This is a genomic window from Streptomyces winkii (assembly GCF_032248595.1).
Lineage (GTDB): Bacteria > Actinomycetota > Actinomycetes > Streptomycetales > Streptomycetaceae > Streptomyces > Streptomyces winkii.
In genome coordinates, this window is record NZ_JASTTH010000001.1 from 759,125 (window position 1) to 779,475 (window position 20,351).

The 20,351-nt window shown below is 71.1% G+C and carries 22 protein-coding genes; 9 read left to right on the forward strand and 13 right to left on the reverse strand.

Annotation, left to right across the window (positions count from 1 at the left end; translation table 11 throughout):
* Positions 1–73: 73 nt before the first annotated feature.
* Entirely contained in the window at positions 74–337 is a 264-nt protein-coding gene (locus tag QQM67_RS03465; protein WP_016469673.1) for a WhiB family transcriptional regulator, read from the reverse strand.
* A gap of 311 nt (positions 338–648) precedes the next feature.
* Complete coding sequence (locus QQM67_RS03470) at positions 649–1,617, reverse strand: diacylglycerol/lipid kinase family protein (RefSeq protein WP_314172010.1); 969 nt, start codon at positions 1,615–1,617, stop codon at positions 649–651.
* A gap of 79 nt (positions 1,618–1,696) precedes the next feature.
* Between QQM67_RS03470 and QQM67_RS03475 the strand changes: the two genes are divergently transcribed.
* Positions 1,697–2,119, forward strand: coding sequence for a hypothetical protein (locus QQM67_RS03475; RefSeq protein WP_314172011.1), 423 nt, complete (start codon positions 1,697–1,699; stop codon positions 2,117–2,119).
* A 117-nt stretch (positions 2,120–2,236) separates the two neighbouring features.
* Here QQM67_RS03475 and QQM67_RS03480 read toward each other — a convergent pair whose 3' ends face one another.
* The 6 genes from QQM67_RS03480 to QQM67_RS03505 form a co-directional block, all read right to left on the reverse strand.
* Entirely contained in the window at positions 2,237–3,244 is a 1,008-nt protein-coding gene (locus tag QQM67_RS03480) for an RNA polymerase sigma factor SigF (protein WP_399065068.1), read from the reverse strand.
* Positions 3,241–3,663, reverse strand: a complete 423-nt coding sequence (locus QQM67_RS03485) for an ATP-binding protein (RefSeq protein WP_055486106.1) — start codon at positions 3,661–3,663, stop codon at positions 3,241–3,243. Before QQM67_RS03485 ends, QQM67_RS03480 begins: the two co-directional genes overlap by 4 nt.
* 266 nt (positions 3,664–3,929) lie before the next feature.
* Positions 3,930–4,415: a GNAT family N-acetyltransferase gene (locus QQM67_RS03490; RefSeq protein ID WP_314172012.1), complete on the reverse strand. Its 486-nt coding sequence runs from the start codon at positions 4,413–4,415 to the stop codon at positions 3,930–3,932.
* Between the two features lie 9 nt (positions 4,416–4,424).
* Positions 4,425–5,285, reverse strand: a complete 861-nt coding sequence (locus QQM67_RS03495; protein ID WP_399065233.1) for a pyridoxal-phosphate dependent enzyme — start codon at positions 5,283–5,285, stop codon at positions 4,425–4,427.
* A gap of 269 nt (positions 5,286–5,554) precedes the next feature.
* Positions 5,555–6,145, reverse strand: coding sequence for an N-acetylmuramoyl-L-alanine amidase (locus QQM67_RS03500; protein WP_314172014.1), 591 nt, complete (start codon positions 6,143–6,145; stop codon positions 5,555–5,557).
* A 65-nt stretch (positions 6,146–6,210) separates the two neighbouring features.
* Positions 6,211–7,824, reverse strand: a complete 1,614-nt coding sequence (locus QQM67_RS03505; protein ID WP_314172015.1) for a helix-turn-helix transcriptional regulator — start codon at positions 7,822–7,824, stop codon at positions 6,211–6,213.
* 228 nt (positions 7,825–8,052) lie between these two features.
* On the opposite strand from QQM67_RS03505, the gene QQM67_RS03510 reads away from it, so the two are divergent.
* The gene (locus QQM67_RS03510) at positions 8,053–9,426 is read left to right on the forward strand and encodes a transcriptional regulator (protein WP_314172016.1); all 1,374 of its coding nucleotides are present in this window, start codon (positions 8,053–8,055) and stop codon (positions 9,424–9,426) included.
* 88 nt (positions 9,427–9,514) lie between these two features.
* Positions 9,515–10,045 carry an NUDIX hydrolase gene (locus tag QQM67_RS03515; RefSeq protein WP_314172017.1) on the forward strand — a complete coding sequence of 177 codons (531 nt, stop codon included), beginning with the start codon at positions 9,515–9,517 and terminating at the stop codon, positions 10,043–10,045.
* A gap of 191 nt (positions 10,046–10,236) precedes the next feature.
* Here the strand turns inward: QQM67_RS03515 and QQM67_RS03520 are convergent, their stop codons facing one another.
* Together QQM67_RS03520 and QQM67_RS03525 are read right to left on the reverse strand one after the other, a co-directional pair.
* The gene (locus QQM67_RS03520) at positions 10,237–10,473 is read right to left on the reverse strand and encodes a hypothetical protein (protein WP_314172018.1); all 237 of its coding nucleotides are present in this window, start codon (positions 10,471–10,473) and stop codon (positions 10,237–10,239) included.
* A gap of 106 nt (positions 10,474–10,579) precedes the next feature.
* Entirely contained in the window at positions 10,580–11,488 is a 909-nt protein-coding gene (locus QQM67_RS03525) for a LysR family transcriptional regulator (RefSeq protein WP_314172019.1), read from the reverse strand.
* Positions 11,489–11,556: 68 nt separating this feature from the next.
* Here QQM67_RS03525 and QQM67_RS03530 point away from each other — a divergent pair, with 68 nt between their 5' ends.
* Together QQM67_RS03530 and QQM67_RS03535 are read left to right on the forward strand one after the other, a co-directional pair.
* Positions 11,557–12,513, forward strand: a complete 957-nt coding sequence (locus QQM67_RS03530) for an EamA family transporter (protein ID WP_314172020.1) — start codon at positions 11,557–11,559, stop codon at positions 12,511–12,513.
* A 4-nt stretch (positions 12,514–12,517) separates the two neighbouring features.
* Positions 12,518–13,684 carry a class I SAM-dependent methyltransferase gene (locus QQM67_RS03535; RefSeq protein WP_314172021.1) on the forward strand — a complete coding sequence of 389 codons (1,167 nt, stop codon included), beginning with the start codon at positions 12,518–12,520 and terminating at the stop codon, positions 13,682–13,684.
* A gap of 138 nt (positions 13,685–13,822) precedes the next feature.
* Here the strand turns inward: QQM67_RS03535 and sodN are convergent, their stop codons facing one another.
* Positions 13,823–14,218: a superoxide dismutase, Ni gene (gene sodN / locus QQM67_RS03540; RefSeq protein ID WP_241061428.1), complete on the reverse strand. Its 396-nt coding sequence runs from the start codon at positions 14,216–14,218 to the stop codon at positions 13,823–13,825.
* 194 nt (positions 14,219–14,412) lie between these two features.
* Between sodN and sodX the strand changes: the two genes are divergently transcribed.
* Positions 14,413–14,838, forward strand: coding sequence for a nickel-type superoxide dismutase maturation protease (gene sodX, locus QQM67_RS03545; RefSeq protein WP_314172022.1), 426 nt, complete (start codon positions 14,413–14,415; stop codon positions 14,836–14,838).
* Here the strand turns inward: sodX and QQM67_RS03550 are convergent.
* The gene (locus QQM67_RS03550) at positions 14,724–15,371 is read right to left on the reverse strand and encodes a CGNR zinc finger domain-containing protein (protein ID WP_314172023.1); all 648 of its coding nucleotides are present in this window, start codon (positions 15,369–15,371) and stop codon (positions 14,724–14,726) included. The two genes, sodX and QQM67_RS03550, sit on opposite strands and share 115 nt — an antisense overlap.
* An 88-nt stretch (positions 15,372–15,459) precedes the next feature.
* On the opposite strand from QQM67_RS03550, the gene QQM67_RS03555 reads away from it, so the two are divergent.
* The gene (locus tag QQM67_RS03555; RefSeq protein WP_399065078.1) at positions 15,460–16,290 is read left to right on the forward strand and encodes a methyltransferase domain-containing protein; all 831 of its coding nucleotides are present in this window, start codon (positions 15,460–15,462) and stop codon (positions 16,288–16,290) included.
* Positions 16,291–16,416: 126 nt separating this feature from the next.
* Here the strand turns inward: QQM67_RS03555 and QQM67_RS03560 are convergent, their stop codons facing one another.
* Positions 16,417–17,613 (reverse strand): NAD(P)-dependent malic enzyme, encoded by a 1,197-nt coding sequence (locus tag QQM67_RS03560; protein ID WP_314172024.1) that lies wholly within the window; start codon positions 17,611–17,613, stop codon positions 16,417–16,419.
* A gap of 702 nt (positions 17,614–18,315) precedes the next feature.
* Between QQM67_RS03560 and QQM67_RS03565 the strand changes: the two genes are divergently transcribed.
* The gene (locus QQM67_RS03565) at positions 18,316–19,269 is read left to right on the forward strand and encodes an ABC transporter substrate-binding protein (protein WP_314172025.1); all 954 of its coding nucleotides are present in this window, start codon (positions 18,316–18,318) and stop codon (positions 19,267–19,269) included.
* A 122-nt stretch (positions 19,270–19,391) separates the two neighbouring features.
* On the forward strand, positions 19,392–20,348 hold the full coding sequence (locus QQM67_RS03570; protein WP_314172026.1) for an amino acid ABC transporter permease: 957 nt from the start codon (positions 19,392–19,394) through the stop codon (positions 20,346–20,348).
* Positions 20,349–20,351 lie beyond the last annotated feature (3 nt).

Consider the following 20,351-nt stretch of genomic DNA (forward strand, 5'->3'; position numbering starts at 1 on the left):
GAACGCGGTGCGCTTCGTGGCACTGCGCGCTGCGGCTCGGGATGCAGCAAGTGGCCGGGTGTGGGCGTCAGTCTCAGGCGGTCGCGGCGTTGTTCCGCGCCCGGTTGCGAGCGGCGCGGCGCTTCATCGCGCGGCGCTCGTCCTCGCTGAGGCCCCCCCAGACACCGGAGTCCTGACCGGACTCCAGGGCCCACTGCAGGCACTGCTCCATGACGGGGCAGCGACGGCAGACGGCCTTCGCTTCCTCGATCTGCAGCAGCGCAGGACCGGTGTTGCCGATGGGGAAGAACAGCTCGGGGTCTTCCTCGCGGCAAACGGCGTGGTGACGCCAGTCCATGGCTGCTACCTCTCCTCGTGAGTGTGCTTGGCTTGTGAATGTGAACGCTTTCACGAATCCTCCCGCAAGGGAAGGGGCTCCGATCAACTGTGATACGGGTCCCATGGAATGAGAGAGAGGATTCGGACGCCTGGGGGCCGCCGTGAGGGGCCGCCCGATCGCCATGAAGAGACTCGCAAACCTCGGCGGCGGATACAACCCCTTCCGCCAAGTTTTTTTTGATTCCTTGGTGTCGCATCACTCACAGTCGTACTTCCAGGGGGTGGACCCTGGCCTAAACGTTCGAGTGGAAGGACTTTCGGGCCTTCGACTTAAGCAATCACACGCAGTGCACGGCGTACGCCTGTGAAGTTCACGCTGTTCCGCACCCCCAGGTGGTCACCGTCCATCTGAAAGGGCAGTGGGACCTGCGAATGCAAGGTGAAGTCACTGATGTCGTGGAGGGTTACCGCGTGTTTACCCCGCGGCCCGCGCTCGGGGCTGGAGGTGAGGAGCTGGGTGCCGTACCGGCCCATCGCGAGCGGCGTGAGGCGCGAGAGTCCGAGCACGTCGAGAGCGGTGTCGAAGGAGGCGTGCGGGGCGGCGTAGACGGGGCGGTTGCCCAGGTAGGTCCACGGGGCGGTGTTGCACACTATCGAGGCCACGAGGTCCTCGACCGGTTCGTGGCCCTCCCGCTCCAGCCTGATCGTGCCCCGGCTGCGGTGCTGTTCCTTCGCGAACTGCTTCAACACCTGCCGTACGTAGAGGGCGTGGGTGGAGCGCTTGCCGAGCTCCCTCTTCTGTTCGACGCGGCCCACCACTCCCGCGTCGAAGCCGAGGCCGGCGCAGAAGGTGAACCAGCGGGGCTGCACGCCGGCGTCATCCGTGCCGGGCACTCCCGACGCGAGGCCGAGGCCGATGGTGCGCTCGCGTCCCGACTCGATGGCGTTCAGCAGTACGCCGGTGGCCTCGACGGGTTGGTTGGGCAATCCGAGGGCGCGGGCGAAGACGTTGGTGGAGCCGCCGGGGACGACCGCGAGGCGCGGAAGTCTTTCGGGGTCGGGGCCTTCGTGCAGCAGTCCGTTGACGATCTCGTTGACGGTGCCGTCCCCGCCGAGCGCGATCACCAGTCGGGTCTCGCCGTTCTGCGCCGCCAGCCGCGCGAGTTCGCGTGCGTGGCCGCGGGATTCGGTCGTCGCGACGTCCAGCTTGAGGTCGCTCGCGAGGGCGTGGGTGATCACCTCACGGGTCCGCACGCTGGTGGTGGTGGCGACCGGATTGACGACGAGGAGTGCGCGCATGGAGGGCAGCGTACCTATCGGCGGCGGACCCGCCCCGGGCGTTGCGGACGTCTGCACGCGTGGGACTAGGCTCTTCACTGTGCCGACACCGAACGAGCCTCGCTCCCACTCCGACCGTCCACGGCGGCTCACGGCCGCTGCCGCGCTGACCGCGCTCGAAGGGGCGGTCGTCGCCGCGTTCGGCGTCGTGTCGCTGGTGAAGCTGGTGACGGACAAACCGGATGGAATGGTGCAGGCGGTGACACTGGCGGTGACCGTACTGGCGCTGTCGCTGCTGCCGTTGGCCGCCGCGAGGGGGCTGTGGCTGTGCCGCCGGTGGAGCCGCGGCCCGTCGATGATCGTGCAGCTGATCGTGCTGCCGAGCGGCTACCAGATGGCGCAGAACGGCGGGGTGTGGACCGCCGGGGGCATCGTCATCGCGCTGACGGGCGTCGCCGTGCTCGCCTGCCTCGTCAACCCCACCGCGACCGAGGCGCTGGGCATCGGCCCGCGCGACGCCTGACCGCCCGCTCCGTCTTCACGAACGCAGTCTTCACGAACGCCCGCACCGCCCGGCCCACGGGTGCGGGCGGGCGGTGCGGGCGGTGGTCGTCGATGCCGGCGTGCGGGGTGCCGGACCTCACTCCTCGACGAGGAGTCTGTCGCGCAGCTGCGCCAACGTGCGTGCCAGCAGGCGCGATACGTGCATCTGCGAGATGCCGACCTCCTGCGCGATCTGCGACTGCGTCATGTTGCCGAAGAAGCGCAGCAGCAGGATCTTCTTCTCCCGCGGCGGCAGTTCCTCCAGGAGAGGCTTGAGGGACTCGCGGTACTCCACGCCCTCCAGGGCGTCGTCCTCCGCGCCCAGGGTGTCGGCGACGGCCGGCGACTCGTCGTCGGTGTCGGGTACGTCGAGGGAGAGAGTGCTGTACGCGTTGGCCGACTCGAGGCCCTCCAGCACCTCCTCCTCGGAGATCGACAGCCGCTGCGCGAGTTCGTGCACCGTCGGGGCCCTGCCGTGCAGTTGGGACAGCTCGGCCGTCGCGGATGTGAGCGACAGACGCAGCTCCTGGAGGCGGCGGGGAACCCGCACCGCCCAGCCCTTGTCGCGGAAGTGCCGCTTGATCTCGCCGACGACGGTGGGGGTGGCGTACGTGGAGAACTCCACGCCGCGCTCCGGGTCGAAGCGGTCGACCGACTTGATCAGCCCGATCGTCGCGACCTGTGTGAGGTCGTCGAGGGGCTCGCCGCGGTTGCGGAAGCGGCGGGCCAGATGCTCCACCAGCGGAAGGTGCATCCGCACGAGATGGTTGCGCAGTTCGGCCCGCTCGGGGGAGCCGTCGGGCAGGTTGCGCAGCGCGATGAACATGGCCCGCGCCCCGCTGCGGTCGTGCGGGTCGAAGTGCGCGAACTGCGCGGCCCTCGCCGTGCGCGCGCCGTGCTGGCCGGACCCGTGCTCATGCGCGTGCGCGGTGCCGTGTCCGTGCGTCTCCTGCTGCTGCATGTCCATCGCGTCCGCCCGCTCTGCCTGCTCCGGTAGCTGAGTGCTGGGGTCGGCGGGGTGCGGCCTGGCCTGCTCAGGCACGACCGGGTCGGCCGCCGCACCGACGCGGCCTGCCCAATGCTCCCGTGCCCCGTGGTCAGTCACGGCGCTCCGGGGCCCGCACCGCGCTTCTTGTGCAGGCTGATGCTGACCGTGCGGTCGTCGGACACCGCCGAATCCACCTCGCCCGCAAGGGCGGAGAGGACCGTCCAGGCGAAGGTGTCGCGCTCCGGTGCCCTGCCGTCGGTCGTGGGTGCCGAGACGGTGACCCTGAGGGAATCGCCGACGAGCCTGAAGACGCAGCTGAGCACCGAGCCCGGCAGCGCCTGCTGGAGCAGGATGGCGCAGGCCTCGTCGACGGCGATCCGCAGATCCTCGATCTCGTCAAGGGTGAAGTCCAAGCGGGCTGCGAGTCCGGCAGTCGCCGTACGCAACACCGACAGATAGGCACCCGCAGCGGGAAGCCGGACCTCGACGAAGTCCTGTCCGTCCTGCCCCACGGGCTCACCTGCGATCTGGGACACCCTCACCTCCAAAGTGGCACAAGCCGGTTCGGCTCGTTCGCTGTACGAGTGCGTCGGTCCGCCGCGCAGTCCGTGGATCCCCTCCACGGAGAACCAACGGACTGACGCCGTCGATGGTTCGCCTGCGACGCTATCGCGATCTGCGAGCTGATGTCGCCCGCACGGATCTACGACGGTGCACCGTGCCCCACCACATGAGCGTCACCCATAGTAAACATATGGGTACTGTCTGTGGCTAGGGGTCGGAGGTCGCGAATCCGAAGCGATTACGCTGCGTTGCCACCGGCGAGCTTCCTCAGGGGTTCCCCGGACATGCGGAATACCGTCCATTCCTCCATCGGTTCGGCGCCTAGCGATCTGTAGAAACCGATTGAGGGCTCGTTCCAGTCCAATACCCACCACTCGAAGCGTTCATAACCCCGTTCGACACAGATTCCGGCAAGGGCTGAAAGCAGTTGCTTTCCATGCCCGGCGCCGCGTGCGGAGGGCCGGACGTACAGGTCCTCCAGATACACACCGTGAGTGCCCGTCCAGGTTGAGAAGTTGAGGAACCACAGAGCGAAACCGACGGGGTGACTCTCCGTGTCCTCCTCGGCGATCAGTGCGAAGACCGCGGGGTGATCGCCGAACAGCGCCTCGTGCAGCTGCTGCGGGGTGGCGCGCGCCTGCTCCGGTGCCCGTTCGTACTCGGCGAGTTCGCGGATCATCGCGTGGATGGCCGGCACGTCGGACGGCACCGCGGATCTGATCATGCGTCCACGCTAACGCGGGCCTGTGACAACGGCCGTCACGGTCGTGCCGGGTGCGAAGGCCCCCTCGCCGGCGAGCGCCGTGAGACCGAACAGCAGCTTCGCGACGTACACGGGTTCCAGTGGCGGCAGGCCGTGCCGGGCGGCGAAGTCGTCCGCGAACTCAGCCAGTTCGGCGCTGCCGCGCGCGTAGCCGCCGAAGTGGAACCGCTCGTCCAGCCGCCACTCGCCGCGTGGGCCGCCGAAGGCCGAACGTTGCAGCTCACGGACCTCGTCGCCGAGGAAGCCGCCGCGCAGTACGGGGACGCCGAGCGCGCTCTGCCCCGCGGCGAGACCGGCCGCGAGACCGGCGAGGGTGCCGCCCGTGCCGCAGGCGACGGCGGCGACGTCGGTGCGGCCGTGCAGCTCCTCGCCCAGCGCCGTACAGCCGTGCACGGCAAGGGAGTTGCTGCCGCCCTCGGGTATGAGGAACGCCTCCGGTGCGGCGCCGGCCTCTCCGGTGCGGCGGAGCAGCCGCGCGGCGAAGTCCGGGTCGTGGCGGCGTCTGTAGTCGGAGCGGGAGACGAAGTGCAGCCGCATGCCGTCGGCTTCGCAGCGCGCCAGGGAGGGGTTGAGCGGCCTCCCGGCCAGTTCGTCCCCGCGTACGACGCCGACGGTCGCCAGGCCGAGCATCCGGCCGGCGGCCGCGGTCGCGCGCAGATGGTTGGAGTAGGCGCCGCCGAACGTCAGCAAGGACGTGTGGCCGCCCGCGAGTGCGGCCCGCAGATTAGGGGCGAGTTTTCGCCATTTGTTGCCCGGAAGGGCGGGGTGTATCAGATCGTCGCGCTTGAGCAGCAGCCGGACTCCGTGGCGCGCGAAGCGCTCGTCGTCGATCTCCTGGAGCGGCGAGGGGAGCCGGGGCGGGGGATCGAGCGCGGCGAGGAGCGCGTCGGCGCCTGAATCGCCCGAGCCGTCCGGGCCGCCCGGTCTGCCGGCGCCGTCCGTACCGCCGTCGCCGCCGGTCTCGCCGGGGGGCGTGGGACCGGTGCGCGGGGGACGCGGGGGAGGGGCCTGGGCGCGGCTGTTCACCTGTGCATTGTCGCGCCGTGCGCCCCTCCCGTCGCGGTCACCCCGGGCCGGACTCCTCCGGCCTCAGACCGGCCTCACTTCAGGCGTGCGGCGATGCGCTTGCGCATCGCGTCCATGGTGAAGCCGCGCGGGTCGGACTTCTGGTTCGTCCACTCCAGATGCCCGATGACCGAGCCCTCGTTCCATCCGTGATGCCTGCACAGCGCGGCCGCGGCGCGTTCGATGGCGTCGAGTTGCTCGTCCGGCCACGGGTCGTCGCCGTCGCCGAGGTTCTCGCACTCGAAACCGTAGAAGTACCGGTTGCCGTCTGTGTTCATCTGGTTGGGTTTGGGCAGATCGTCCTCCGCTATCACCGCGCGTAGCACGTCGTCGTCGCCGAGCCCCGCGTGGTTCGCGCGGCCGTGGCCGACGAGATGCACCGTGCCGTCCTTGGTGATGACTCCGTGCGCGAGCGGGCCGGGCAGATCGGAACGTCCGTCGTAGACCATGTCGACGGTCTCCTTGGCGCCGCTGGTCACGGTGTGGTGGATCATGATGCCGTGAACCGGGCCCCAGGGACCCTTGTGGTTGCGGTTGTGGTTGCGCCAGTCGCGGACCTCCTCGACCGTCACGCCCTCCTTCTCCAGGGCTGTGATGAAGGCGCTTGCTGTGATGGGTGTGGCCATCTCTGCCCCGTACCTTCCCTTTACGCTCTCGTGTGTTCGAGGGTGATGCCCATCCGGCCGGGTGCTTACTCCGCTCCCGTGGCCTTCAGGGGCAAGCCCGTACGCGTCAACAGACCCTGCACGCAACGCTCCTGGACGTACGGGCGCAGCAGGCGCGGCATCCGGTCGCGGGCGCGGCGGGCCCGCCCGGACCTTACGAGAGCGGAGTCGTCGAGGAATCCCTCCCACGCCGAGCACGCCTCCTCCAATCGCCCGCCGGCGAGCAGCAGTTCGGCCAGCTCCGCCTCGCTGAGCGCACGGGAGCGCCGTTCGCCGGAGGGCCGGGAGGACAGCGAGGCGCGCAACTCGCGGATGGCGCCGTCGCGGTCGCCGAGGGCGGCCCGCACCTGGCCCGCCTGGTAGTGCAGCGCGGCGTCCTGGTAGGCGCCGACCGGTTCGCCTCCGTCGGGCGACTCCGGACCGGTGGTCAAGTCGGCCGGCGCGCGGGCGAGTTCGTGTTCGGCGCGGCGCAACGCCGCCAGCGCCTCCCGCCGTTCGCCCTCCGCGGCCTGCGCCACCGCGAGCCCCGCGTACAGGAACGAGCGCGCCGAGGGCGCCACGTCGGCGGGCGCAGCCTGGCACGCGGACTCAGCGAGGGCGAGGCTCTGCCGCCGGTGCCCGAGCTGGTACGCCTGCGAGCTGAGCGCGCGCTGGACGAGCGCGACGCCCTCGGGGTCGTCCCCCTCGGCGGCCAGCTGCGCGGCGGTGCCGAAGGCGCGCTGGGCGAGCCCGTGGCGCTGTTCGTCCGCGTAGACGCGCGCCAGCAGATAGCTCAACCGGGCCGCCCCCGCGACCAGTTGGGGGTGGTACGGGCCCTCTCCTCCCGTACGCAGCCGGCGCACCAGCCCTGCCAGGGACGCGGCCAGCGGCGTGCGGATGTGGCCGCCGCCGTGGCGGTCCGCCTGCTGGGCGAAGAAGCGGGCGTGCTCCCGTACGGAGGCGACCTCGTCCGGAGTGGTGCGCCGTGGGGGCCGTCCGCCCCGGGGGAGGGAGGGGAAGTGTGCCCGGGGCGGACGGGGACGGAGAGGCTCGGGCGTCTCGGTGGGCTCGTCGCCGACGCCGCGCCCTCGCAGTGTTCCCGGCGTACCCGGCGCACCCGGTGCCGTGCTTGCGGGCGGGAGGAGCGTGAGCCTGTACGGGGCGGGCGGCGGCGGGTCGGCGCGCGGCGGTCCCACCACCGCGGCTGTGAGGGCGGCGAGTTGGTCGGCGGGGCCCGCCTGCTCGTGGAGCGCCGAGGAGCGCGTGCCGGACTCGTCGCCGAACTGCGCGCCGCGCCTTGCGAGTTCGCCCATCACTTCGTCCTCCGCGACGGCTTTCGCGACGCCTTCCGCGAGCTGGGGACGGGGACCGGGGCCGCCGAAACGGCCGTCGCCCATGCCCAGTTGGGTCACCGGAATCGGGCGGCCCAGCCGCCGGGAGAGCGCCTCCGCGATGAAGCCCTGCACGCGGGGCGCGGGACGGCTGCCGCGCAGCCAGTGGGCGACGGACGTGCGGTCGTAGCCGAGCCGGACTCCGGCCTCGGCGCCCAGTCTTCCGATGGCCCGGGCGAAGGCCTCCTGCGTCCAGCCGCTCTCCTCGAGTAACGCGCGCAGCGCACCGTTCGGCGTCGGGTCCCGGCGGTGGCGTTCAGCGGGCCGCATGACAGGCCCCCCGGCCGAAGACGAAACGGAATCGGATCGGGTCGTTCACTGGTATCCCTCCTCGTGTGCTCCCTACGCGACGTCACGTACGGAGTGCTTCCCAGCGAACCGCAGCCTCCGCTTCTTCGGGAGCATGTGCCGTGCGCACGCACAGGTGCGACTTTCACACCCCGTGTGAACGATTGTCCGTTACTCTCTGAAACAAGGGATGGACGACCGGAGGGCGAGATGGAGCCCAACAGTCAACTGGACGTACTGCTTGACCAGTCCGGAATCTCCAGGGCCGGTCTGGCGATGAGAGTCAATCGCCTGGGTGCGGAGCGTGATGTCACTCTGCGTTACGATCACACGGCTGTCGCACGCTGGCTCAAGGGCCAGCGCCCCCGTGGCCGCGTGCCGGAGCTGATATGCGAGGTGCTCGGCGCGCGGCTGGAGCGCACGCTGACCCTCGCCGACATAGGGATGGCCGGACCTCCGGGCGCCCCGCCGCCTTCCGCACCCGCATCCGGAGCTGTGGGGGAGGAAGACGAACGGGCCTCGCTGGGCCGGTTCGTGGAGCGTGCGGCGGTCTCCTGGCGCTCCGACGAGCTGCACGCGGGCGCCCCGGGGCCCGCCCTGCTCACTGGTGCGGCGGCGGTCGCACCCGTGTGGGACTGGGAGAATCCGCCGGACGACGTGGACGTCTCCCACCGGGGAAAACGTGAAGTCTCGGACGTGGACGTCGCGTTGCTGCACGCCGCACGCGGCCACTACGAGCACCTCTACCGCAACGCGGGAGGCGTCGCCACGCGCCCCCGCGTCGTCGGCTTCCTGACCGGCGAGGTGACGCCGCTGCTGCGCGGCGACTACGACGACGGCACGGGCCGCGAACTGTGCCGCGCCGCCGGGGCGCTGGCCGCCGTCAGCGGCATCTGCGCCTACGACGCCGGCGAACAGGGCCTGGCCCAGCGGTACTTCCACCAGGCCCTGCGCCTCGGCAAGGCCTCCGGCGACCGGCTCTTCGGCGGCTACGTCGTCTCGCTCCTCGTCAACCAGGCGCTCTACCTCGGCGACAACCGGCGCGCGATCGCCTGCGCCGAGGCGGTGTTACGCACGGCGGGTCCGCAGTCCACACCGGCGCTCGCCGCGGACCTCTACGCGATGCAGGCGAAGGCGTACGCGCGCATCGGCGATCGCAGGGGTGCGCACAGCTGCATGCGCAGTGCGGAGACCTGCTCCACTCGCATACGTCCCGAGGAGGAGCCGGAGGAGACCGGCTACGTTCAACCGGGCCTGGTACAGGTGCGATTGGCGGAGGCGCTGCTGGTACTGGGAGAGCTCGACCCGGCCCGGCGGTATGCCGAGGAGGCCGCGGGGGCACCCGCTCACGTGCGCGGCCGGGTCAACCGGCTGGCCACGCTCACGGGCGTCGAGTTGCGCTCCGGGTCGCCGGAACGCGCTGCGGAGACGGCGGTGCGGATGGCCGATCAGGCGCAGGGCATCGAATCACAGCTGCTGCGGCAGCGCATGCGGCAGGTCCGGGAGCGTCTGCTCCGGTATCCCGGGACGCCGGCCGCCCATGCGGCGGAGCTGATCGAGGAGACGTTGCGGGTGCCTCTCTGACGGGAGGGTGGCCGGGCGGCGCCTCTGTCAGAGGGACGCCGCGGCGTGCTGGGATGTGCCCAACCTCCGTCAGGAAGGGGGCACATACGTGCGATGGACGAACCTGGGTGAACACACGGTGTACGAGAACCAGTGGTTACGGGTCAATCTCGCGGACGTGCTGCTGCCGGACGGCCGTCATCTGGATCACTACGTGATCAGGCTGCGTCCGGTGGCCATGGCCACCGCGGTCAACGAGCGCAACGAGGTGCTGATGCTCTGGCGGCACCGCTTCATCACCGACAGCTGGGGATGGGAGCTGGCGGCCGGAGTCGTCGAGGACGGCGAGGACATCGCCGCCGCGGCGGCACGGGAGATGCTGGAGGAGACGGGCTGGCGGCCCGGACCGCTGCGTCACCTCATGACCGTCGAGCCCGCCAACGGGCTGACGGACGCGCGGCATCACATCTACTGGGCGGACGGCGCCGACTACGAGGGCCATCCCGAGGACGACTTCGAGTCGGACAAGCGCGAGTGGGTGCCGCTGAAGGAGACGCCGGAACTCATCGCCCAGGGCGAGATTCCCGCCGCGAACACCGCGGCGGCGCTGCTGATGCTGTACCGGCTGCGGTTCGGATAGCCGTCGGCCGGGCCTGACCGGCCTGTTCGGATGCCCGGCCTTTCCGGTCACTCGGCACCGTCCGGGCTGACGGCTCGTCCGGTCCGTCTCGGCCCGGCCCGCAGACCGGCCCCCGGCGCGCGCACTCCGCGGGCCGGGGGCCGGGGGGCCCGAACCAGGAACGCACCGCTTCGCGCTCCTCGCGTCAGGCGTCATGCGTTGCGCAGGAAGCCGTCCCCGTGCTGTGCGATGTGCTGCTCCAGCGCCGACAGCGCCTGCTGCACCTCGGCGGAGGAGCCGCTGCCGCGCTGCTCGGCGTAGTACGCGGCGCCCAGGCGGCGCAGCAGATCTCCGCCCTGCCGCTGCGCCTGAACCTCCTCCATCTTCTCCTTGCCCTGCGCGAGTCCGCGCTGCGCCTGCTCCTTGGCCCTGTCGAGGAAACCTGCCATCGTCCTGCCTCCTGTGCCTGCGTCGCCTTGGGGGAGCCGTGCCGGCGTGGGGCCCGGACACCCCTTCCGTCGTGTTCCGTCCTGCTCGTCCCAACGTATGCCGTGATCAGGCGGTTCCCTCTTCATCCTCGGCCAGCACGTCGAGCGCCACCCGTACGAGCTGTGGTACGGCAGGGTGTCCAGGTCGTCCCGAACCGATGGGGCTCTCCCGCCAGATGAGCATCAGCGGTACGTCGCCGGTGCCCGCGAGCGGCCGGTAGACGACATCGGGATGCGGGTGCATCTCGGCCGTCGCGGACGTGGAGACGCCGACGGCGTTGCCCGCCGCGATCGCGCCCAGCCAGTCGTCGGTGTTGGCGACGAGCACCGCCGTGTCCGGGTCGGGGCGGATCTCCTCGGGCCACAGGTCGAGCGTGGTCAGGCCGGAGACCGTGTTCAGGGCGATGGGGTGGTGTGCGAGGGCTCCGAGGTTCAACGGGCCGGTGCTGGCGGCCAGTTCGCTGTCCGCGGGGACCGCGGCCACGCGCTGCTCGTTGCACAGCCACTCGCCGAGGAGGCCCTCGGCGTCCCGCGGGATCACCGGCGCCCGTACCAGCGAGACGTCGACCTTGCCGCTCAGCAGGCCGGCCGTCCGCTCGTCCACGCGCAGCAGCTCCAGCGGCGTCTGCGGATACTCCTCCTTCCAGCGGCGCAGCAGCGGCGTCGTGTGCCTCCCGAACGCCGACCACGCGTGGCCGAGCCGCAGCGGCCACGGGCGCAGCCGTGCCGGGTCCAGCGCCTCTTCGACGGCGGCGACGGCGGTGGTCGCCTTGTCGCGGAAGCGCCGCCCGTCCGTGGTCAGTTCGAGATGGTGCGTCGTACGTTCCACGAGCCGCACGCCCAGGTGCGATTCGAGCTGACGCAGAGTCCGGGAGAGGGCGGGCTGGCTCATCCGGAGCGCCGCGGCCGCGGATGTCACGCTCCCCGCGTCCGCGATGGCGAGGAAGGCGCGGAGGTGGCGGAGTTCGGCGGTCATGCGTCCGGAGCATAGCCGCAGGCCGAGACGCATTTCACAGGCCGTCGCGGCGGTCATAACGTGGGCTCATGACCTCTGCTGACAGCGCCGCCGCGCAGAACCGGGGCCCGGCCCCGGCCGGGCCGCCCGCGCCACCGCCTGGCGGCCCGAGTCCGTACGCGCGGCATGGCCAGGGCCGCGTCGGCGCGGTCGGAATGGTCGTCGGCAGCGCCATGTCGCTCCAGTTCGGGGCGGCGGTGGCCGCCACGCTCTTCCCGCGTGCGGGCGCGCTCGGCGTCGTCACGCTCCGGCTGTTCTTCTCGGCGCTGCTCATGCTCGCGGTGTGCCGGCCGCGGCTGCGCGGCCACACGCGTCGCGACTGGGGCGCCGTCACCGGCCTGGGCATCGCGCTCGGCGCCATGAACGCGCTCTTCTACCAGGCCATCGAGCGGATTCCGCTCGGTCCCGCCGTGACGCTGGAACTGCTCGGCCCGCTCGTCCTGTCCGTCGTCGGCTCGCGCCGCCTGCTGAGCCTGCTGTGGGCGGTGCTCGCGCTCGCGGGCGTGTATCTGCTGGGCAGCAGCGGCTTCGGCAGCGTCGACTTCGCCGGTACCGCCTTCGCGCTGGCCGCGGGCGCCATCTGGGTCGCGTACATCCTCCTCAACTCCCGTGCCGGCGCCCGCTTCCCCAAGGCCGACGGCCTCGCCATCGCCATGGCGCTGGCCGGACTGCTCAGCGCGCCGCTGGGCCTGGCCAGCTCGGGCCGCGCACTGCTGGATCCGGTGACGCTCGGGCTCGGCGCGGCGGTCGCGGTGCTCTCCTCGGGCGTGCCGTACACGCTGGACCTCTTCGCGCTGCGCAGGCTGCCCGCGGCCACCTTCGCGCTGCTGATGAGCCTGATGCCGGTCGCGGCGACGACCGCGGGCTTCCTGGTGCTGGGTCAGCGCCTGGAGCCGCTGGAGCTGGTGGCCATCGCGCTCGTCATCGTCGCCAGCATGGGCGCGGTGCGCACGCCGCCGGTCAGGCCGGCGGCCGCCATAGGCTGAGCCGGTGAGCGAGCGCGAGCGGCAGACGGCCGTGTGGAGTGAGAACGGCGGCGAACGGACGGCGCTGTGGCGCTCGGAGAGCGGCGCGAAGCCGCCCCGGCACGTACGTCCCGCCGACGACCGCACGACCGCCGACGCCGCCTACAAGCTTGCCTGCGAGGGCACCGCGCTGCTGTGGCGCGGCGATTACCACGGGGCACGGCAGCTGCTGTCCGCGCTGGGCCGCCGAGTCGACCGGAAGCCGGCCAGGGCGGGCGGCACCCCGCGCGAGAGTTTCCACCTCCTGCGGCAGGCGCAGTCGCGCCGGGCACGCGTGCTCGGAATGCTGCTCGTGCCGCTCGACTGCGGTCCCGCGCCCGCTGGTTACGCCGTACCGCTGCGCCGGGCACCCGACGTGCGCGAGGCGTGCGCCGAGGCGTACGGCCCTCCGGAGGGCGCCGCCGGGCACTCGCTGGTGCCGCTGCGCGAACTGCTCGGCGTCATCGGCGCGCACGAGTGGCGGCGCCGGGGCGTGGCGGTTCCGGCGCTCGGCGGGGAGCGCGTGCACCCCGCGTACGGGGTCTTCTCACCGGTGCGCGGCGAGTACGTCGACCTGGTCGCCCGCACCGAACTGCCCCCGGACGGGCTCGCGTTCGACATCGGCACCGGCACGGGCGTGCTCAGCGCGGTGCTCGCACGCCGCGGCGTGGGCCGTGTCGTCGCGACGGACCAGGACGAGCGGGCGCTGGCCTGCGCCCGCGAGAACATCGAACGGCTCGGTGTGGCGGGGCAGGTGACCGTCGTGGCCGCGGACCTCTTCCCGCCGGGCGGCGAGCGGGCTTCTCTCGTCGTCTGCAACCCGCCCTGGCTGCCCGCGAAGCCGGCCTCGCCGCTGGAGCACGCCGTCTACGATCCCGGCAGCCGCATGCTCCGCGGCTTCCTGTCCGGGCTGGCGGACCGGCTCGCTCCGGACGGTGAGGGCTGGCTGATCCTCTCCGACCTCGCGGAGCGCCTCCAGCTGCGTACGCGCGAGGAGTTGCTCGGCTGGGTGGACGCGGCGGGCCTCGCCGTCGCCGGCCGCGAGGACACCCACCCGCGGCACCCGCGCTCCGCCGACCCCTCGGACCCTCTGCACGCCGCGCGTGGCGCGGAGGTCACGTCGCTGTGGCGGCTGAGGCACAAGGGCCCCTGAGGAGACGCCCGTTCATGCGGGCTCGTCTGCCGTGGCCGAGGTCACGCACGAAGCACCGCACCCGGCCCGCGTGTTGCCCGTACGAGACGGACGGACGCGGACCGGGTGCGGTGGAAGACCCGGAGAGACAACGGGCGTTCAGCCCTTCTTCGTCTCCCAGAAGATCTTGTCGATCTGGGCGATGTAGTCCAGCGCCTTCTGGCCGGTCGCCGGGTCGGTCGAGCCCTTCGCGGCCGAGAGGGCCTTGAGGGTCTCGTTCACGAGCTGGTGCAGGTCCGGGTACTTCTCGAAGTGCGGGGGCTTGAAGTAGTCGCTCCACAGCACCGAGACGTGGTGCTTGGCGAGTTCGGCCCGCTCCTCCTTGATCGTGGTGGCCCGAGCGCGGTAGTGCGGGTCGTCGTTGGCCTGGTACTTCTCCTGGATGGCCTTGACCGACTCCGCCTCGATGCGGGCCTGGGCAGGGTCGTAGACACCGCAGGGAAGGTCGCAGTGGGCGCTGACCTTGACCGTGGGCGCGAACAGACGGGAAAGCATAGAGCCGTCCTTCCTCGTGATCGTCTTCTCACCTGTGAGATTACTCCGTAGGGGAGGCCTTTTCGCGTGTGCCCCCGAGGGCTTAGGACAAAAGTCCAGTGTTGGGTGAACGTGAGGACGGGCACGAGGTGAGGCGCACAGATGCCGGAGCGGGCGCGGAAGCGCGAGGGTGCGGACAGCGGAGGAGCGAGGCGTTGAGCGGGTTGCTGAAGCGGATCGGGCTCGCCGAGGTCTACAACCCGTCGATGCTGCCGACGCTGCGCCCCGGCGACCGGCTGGTCGTGAAGTACGGCTCGCGCGTGCGCCCCGGTGCCGTCGTGCTGCTGCGGCATCCGCTCCAGCACGATCTGCTCATCGTCAAGCGGGCCGTCGAGCGCCGTTCGGGTGGCTGGTGGGTGGTCGGTGACAATCCGCGAGTGCGCAACGACAGCCGGGAGTTCGGGCCCGTGCCGGACGATCTGCTGGTCGCGCGCGCGTGGCTGCGGCTGCGCCCGCCGGAGGGCCCTCAGCGCTCCCTGCGGCCCGTACTGCTGTGGCTGTTCTCGGCGGTGCGGCCGCTCGTGGCGCTGCCGCCGGCCGCCCGTCCCGGTCCGCCCTCCAGGCGCTTGCGGGCGCGGTAGGCCGCGACGTTGGCCCGGGTGGCGCAGCGGTCGGAGCAGTAGCGCCGGGAGCGGTTCGTGGAGGTGTCCAGGTACGCCTTGCTACAGGCCGTGGCCTGGCAGATGCCGAGCCGGTCCACGCCGAGGTCGGTGAGGTGGAAGGCGAGCCCCATGCAGGCGGTGGCGGTGTAGCCGGCCGCGGCCGTGGCGGGGTGCTCGGCGAGGTGCATGTGCCAGCGGGTGCGCCCGTCGGGCGCGAGGTCGCCGTGGCCGCTGATCTGCGGGCTGGCCGGGAACTCCATGAGCAGCGAGTTGAGCAGGTCCACGGCGCGCGTCTCGTCGCCCTCGGAGGCGGCGCTGAAGACGGCGCGCAGCCGCGTCCGCACGGCGCGCAGCCTGCCCACGTCCGCCTCCGTGGCGCGGCGTGCCGTCTGCTTGCTGGGCCCGCACAGCTCCCGTACGGACTCGACCGACGTGAGGGTGTCCTCGCCGCGCTCGGGCTGCTCGGTGTTGACGAGGCGCACGGCGAAGTCCGAGTAATAGTTCAGTTCCACTTGTGGTCCTTACGGCCGCTGGTCTATCGTCGGCGCTGTCCGGTAATGAGCGAGCTTGCTGTGAGGGTATTACATTCGGGAGGACGGCGTGGCTGTGTACGCGGGCGACGGCATCGCGGGTGCCGAGGCGGACTGGCGGGCGTGGCAGGAGAGTTGGGACCGTCAGCAGGAGTTCTACCTCCCCGACCGCGAAGAGCGCTTCCGCGTCATGCTCGACATGACCGAGGCGCTGGCCGCACCGCGCGGGGCCGGGGCCGGCCCTGCCGTGCTCGACCTGGCGTGCGGCACCGGCAGCATCACCGGGCGCCTGCTGCGGCGCATGCCGGACGCCCGCTCCACCGGAGTCGACCTCGACCCCGCTCTGCTGATGATCGCGCGCGGGCACTTCGCCGGGGACGAGCGCGCGGAGTTCGTGACCGCCGACCTGACCGACCCGGAGTGGACGAGGAAGCTCCCGCACCGCTCGTACGACGCCGTGCTGACCGCCACCGCGCTGCACTGGCTGCGCACGGACGAACTGGGCGTGCTGTACGGGCAGATCGCGGGCGTGCTCCGCGACGGCGGCGTCTTCATGAACGCCGACCACATGCCGGACGAGACGACGCCCCGCATCAACGAGGCGGCACACGCCTTCGACAAGGCGCGCCGCGACCGGGCACAGGAGGCGGGGACGCAGGACTGGGCCGCCTGGTGGGACGAGCTGTCCCGGGAGCCCGCGGTGGCGGACGCCGTAGCCGAGCGCTTCCGCACCATCGGCAACCCGCTCGCCGGCGACCACTCGGACGGCGAGGTGCAGTCCCCGGCACGCCACGCCGAACTCCTGCGCGCCGCGGGCTTCGCGGAGGCGCGGGTGGTGTGGAGCTCGCCCCTCGACGGGCTCGTGCTGGGCCTCAAGCAGGCGCCGCCCGCCGGGGGATGAGGCAGGGCCCGGGCACCGCGCGGGCCGCGCCGGACCGGCCGCACACGCGCCAGGGGGCGGTACGGGCACTCCCTGCCCGTACCGCCCCCTGGCGTACTCATGACGCACGCGGCGGCGCCGCACCGCTCAGCGGCGCGCGACGCCTTCCGCCCGTGCGGCCGCGGCGACCGCGGACGTCACGGCCGGCGCGACCCGCTCGTCGAACGGCGACGGGATGACGCAGTCGGGGCTCAACTCCTCGGAGACCACGGCCGCCAGGGCCTCGGCCGCCGCGAGCTTCATGCCCTCGGTGATGTCGGTCGCCCGCACCTGGAGCGCGCCGGCGAAGACGCCGGGGAAGGCGAGCACGTTGTTGATCTGGTTCGGGTAGTCGCTGCGGCCCGTCGCGACGACCGCCGCGTACTTCGAGGCGACGTCCGGGTGGATCTCCGGGTTCGGGTTGGCCATGGCGAAGACGAACGAGTCCTTCGCGAGCGTGGCCACCGCCGGCTCGGGGACCGTCCCGCCGCTGACGCCGATGAAGACGTCGGCGCCGTCCATCACCGACTCCAGGGAGCCGGTGCGCTTCTCCTTGTTGGTGAACTGGGCCAACTCACGCTTGACGTCCGTGAGATCGCCGCGGTCCTCGGAGACGACGCCCTTGCGGTCGCACACGACGACGTCGCCGATGCCCGCCTCCACGAGGATCTTGGCGATCGCGAAACCCGCCGCGCCCGCGCCGGAGACGACCGTACGAAGGTCGCCCAGCAGACGCCCGGTCAGCCGCGCGGCGTTGCGGAGCGCCGCGAGCGTGACGATGGCCGTGCCGTGCTGGTCGTCGTGGAACACCGGGACGTCCAGGCGCTCCTTGAGCTTGGCCTCGATCTCGAAGCACCGGGGTGCCGCGATGTCCTCCAGGTTGACGCCTCCGAAGGACGGTGCGAGACGCGCGACGGTGTCCACGATCTCGTCGGTCTCGCGGCAGTCCAGTGCGACCGGGAACGCGTCGACGCCGCCGAACTGCTTGAAGAGGATGCACTTGCCCTCCATCACCGGGAGGGATGCCTCCGCGCCGATGTCGCCCAGCCCCAGCACCGCGCTGCCGTCGGTGACGACGGCCACCACCTGGGACTTCCAGGTGTAGTCGTCGACGAGCTCGGGCTGCCGTGCGATGGCGCTGCAGATCTTGGCGACGCCGGGCGTGTACGCGAGGGACAACTCCTCCGCGTCGCGCACCGGGACAGTGGCCTGGACGGCCATCTTTCCGCCGCGGTGCAGGGCGAAGGCCGGATCGATCACGTCCTCGTCCAGTCCGTCCTTCGAATTGACGATCTCCGCTGCCACTTGTCGAACCCCTTTGTCGAAAAAAGCTTTTGAGAGTGGCCGCTCCCTGGTTGAGGAACGGGCGGGCACCACGTCCGCCGGCCGCGGCCCCTCGGCCCTGGTGGGAGCCCCGGGCGGTGCTGCCGCCCGGTTCGGGGGTCCCCAGGCCGCCAGGCCGGGGGGCGGGTTCCCCCAGCCGTTGGGCCGAGGGGGCGGGTCCTCCGGACCGCGGCCCGGAGGAAGGGTCCCCCCGGGGCAAGGCCCAGAGGGGAGAAGAGCGAACGCCGGGCGCGCCGCACACGCGCCCCGGTCCCCGGGTGAGGGGTGTAATCGACCTTTGTACCTGACGAGGGCCGTCGGTTACGACCCGCTTTCCCCATGACCGGCCGTCGGCAACGGACATTAGCTGACAGAACAGCCGTAACCCGTCCCGGGGTCGAGGATCTCCCGACCGCAACACCACTGCGGGCGAAGGGTCTTCGGCGGAATCCGGCGATGTGCCCAAGGTCTCCCGTCGAACGGAACGCGACATCCCGTACGCGACGCGTGAGTGCCCTGTATCCGGAACGCCGCCTCCGTTATCCGATTTTGACTCGCGAGCTCTCAATAACCGCTCGAACGGATGGCAGGATTTCCCCATCCATCGGCAGCATCCTTGCGCGGTCTCGACACCCGAAGGTGTGTGCCTGGCAGGCCGCTCCCTCATCCGCAGGAGGACCCGTAATGACCGCACGCAACTCCCGACGCCCTGCTGCCGCGCGGGGCCGCAGGGCTCGTTTGGCAGCGCCGATAGCCGTGGCGGTCACCGGCGCTCTGCTGCTGGCCGGCTGCGGTGACCAGACGGAATCCGCGAGCGGCGGCGGCAAGACGCAGGGCAGCAAGGCCCCGCTCTTCGACAAGCTCCCGAAGAAGATCCAGAAGGCGGGCGTCATCAAGGTCGGCACGGACCCCGCGTACAAGCCGATGGAGTACAAGGACGGGGCGAAGATCATCGGGCTCGACCCCGATCTCGCGAACGCGATGGGCAAGCAGCTCGGTGTCCGGTTCGACTTCACCGGCGGCGTCTTCGACGGGCTGGTCACCTCCCTCCAGACCGGCCGCTTCGACATGATCATGTCGTCGATGACGGACACCAAGGACCGGCAGCAGGGCCTGGACGACAAGGGCAAGAAGGTCGGCAAGGGCGTCGACTTCGTCGACTACCTCACGGCGGGCTCCTCGATCCTCGTCAAGAAGGGCAACCCCGAGAAGGTCAAGTCGATGGACGACCTGTGCGGGGAGAAGGTGGCCACGCAGCGCGGGACCACCTCGCACGAGATCCTCAAGAAGCAGATCGACAAGTGCAAGAAGGACCGTGAGCGGCCGCTGACGATCGAGCCGTTCGAGACCGACGACCAGGCTCGCATCCGGCTGGACGCCGGCGGTGTCGTCGCGGACATCTCCGACTTCCCGGTCGCGGCCAACGCCGCCAAGGAAGGCCAGTTCGAGATCGTCGGCGAGCAGATGGAGTCCGCGCCGTACGGCATGGCCGTCTCCAAGGACGACAAGGAGCTGCGCGACGCGCTCAAGGAGGCGCTCGCGAAGATCATCGAGGACGGCTCCTACAAGAAGGCGCTCAAGAAGTGGGGCGTCGAGGACGGCGGCGTGTCCGAGGCGAAGATCAACAGCGGTAGTTGAGCCGCGCGGCGGCCGGCCGGCCGTGACAGCACGCCGGCCGGCCGCGCTCCGTCCGCACGTCCCGGGCGGGACGTTCTACACGCGTCCTCCTCCATCCCCCCGACCGACAGGCAGCAAGATCCATGACCGCTCCCCTCGACAAGGCGCAGAGCGACGCGCCACCGCCGACCGACAGAGCGCCCGAGGCGATCAAGGCGATACCGGTGCGGCACTACGGCCGCTATGTCTCGGCCCTCGTCGTCATCGCCCTTCTCGGCCTGCTCGTCAACGCCTTCGCCACGGCGGACAAGCTCCGGTGGGCCTCCGTCGCAGAGTTCTTCTTCGACGAGCAGGTGCTGGAGGGCGTCAAGAACACCCTCCTGGTGAGCGTGCTCTCGATGCTCATGGGGCTGGTGCTGGGCATCGTCCTCGCCGTGATGCGCATGTCGCGGAACCCGATCACCTCCTCCGTCGCGTGGGGGTACATCTGGTTCTTCCGCGGCACGCCCGTGTACGTGCAGCTGCTGCTGTGGTTCAACCTCGCGCTGGTCTTCCCGGTGCTCAATCTCGGCCCGATCTACAAGGACGAGATGACGGACGTCATGACGCCGTTCATGGCGGCGCTGCTGGGGCTCGGCCTCAACGAGGCCGCGTACATGGCGGAGATCTGCCGCGCGGGCATCCAGTCGGTGGACGAGGGGCAGACCGAGGCCTCTCAGGCGCTGGGCATGACCCACGGGCAGAACATGCGCCGAATAGTGCTCCCGCAGGCGATGCGGGTCATCGTGCCGCCCACCGGCAACGAGTTCATCAACCTGCTGAAGACCTCCGCACTGTGCGAGGTCGTCCTGTTCGAGGAGACGCTCCGCAAGGCGCGGAACATCGGCAACAACGCGGGCTCCGTCGTCGAGTTGCTGCTGGTGGCCACGATCTGGTTCCTGATCATCACCACCGTCTTCAGCATCGGCCAGTACTACCTGGAACGGCGGTACGCGCGCGGTTCCTCGCGGCAGCTTCCCGCGACTCCGTGGCAGCGAGTCAGCCGGCTCGTGTTCACCTTCAGCCGTGGCACGGGATCGGGAGCAGGAGGAAGCGCATGAACG

Bases quoted from the DNA above. Each gene is read 5' to 3' on its own strand.
- QQM67_RS03465 (WP_016469673.1), bottom strand. From the start codon at position 337: ATGGACTGGCGTCACCACGCCGTTTGCCGCGAGGAAGACCCCGAGCTG.
- QQM67_RS03470 (WP_314172010.1), bottom strand. From the start codon at position 1,617: ATGCGCGCACTCCTCGTCGTCAATCCGGTCGCCACCACCACCAGCGTG.
- QQM67_RS03490 (WP_314172012.1), bottom strand. From the start codon at position 4,415: ATGATCAGATCCGCGGTGCCGTCCGACGTGCCGGCCATCCACGCGATG.
- QQM67_RS03500 (WP_314172014.1), bottom strand. From the start codon at position 6,145: ATGGCCACACCCATCACAGCAAGCGCCTTCATCACAGCCCTGGAGAAG.
- QQM67_RS03505 (WP_314172015.1), bottom strand. From the start codon at position 7,824: ATGCGGCCCGCTGAACGCCACCGCCGGGACCCGACGCCGAACGGTGCG.
- QQM67_RS03510 (WP_314172016.1), top strand. From the start codon at position 8,053: ATGGAGCCCAACAGTCAACTGGACGTACTGCTTGACCAGTCCGGAATC.
- QQM67_RS03520 (WP_314172018.1), bottom strand. From the start codon at position 10,473: ATGGCAGGTTTCCTCGACAGGGCCAAGGAGCAGGCGCAGCGCGGACTC.
- QQM67_RS03525 (WP_314172019.1), bottom strand. From the start codon at position 11,488: ATGACCGCCGAACTCCGCCACCTCCGCGCCTTCCTCGCCATCGCGGAC.
- QQM67_RS03530 (WP_314172020.1), top strand. From the start codon at position 11,557: ATGACCTCTGCTGACAGCGCCGCCGCGCAGAACCGGGGCCCGGCCCCG.
- sodN (WP_241061428.1), bottom strand. From the start codon at position 14,218: ATGCTTTCCCGTCTGTTCGCGCCCACGGTCAAGGTCAGCGCCCACTGC.
- QQM67_RS03565 (WP_314172025.1), top strand. From the start codon at position 18,316: ATGACCGCACGCAACTCCCGACGCCCTGCTGCCGCGCGGGGCCGCAGG.
- QQM67_RS03570 (WP_314172026.1), top strand. From the start codon at position 19,392: ATGACCGCTCCCCTCGACAAGGCGCAGAGCGACGCGCCACCGCCGACC.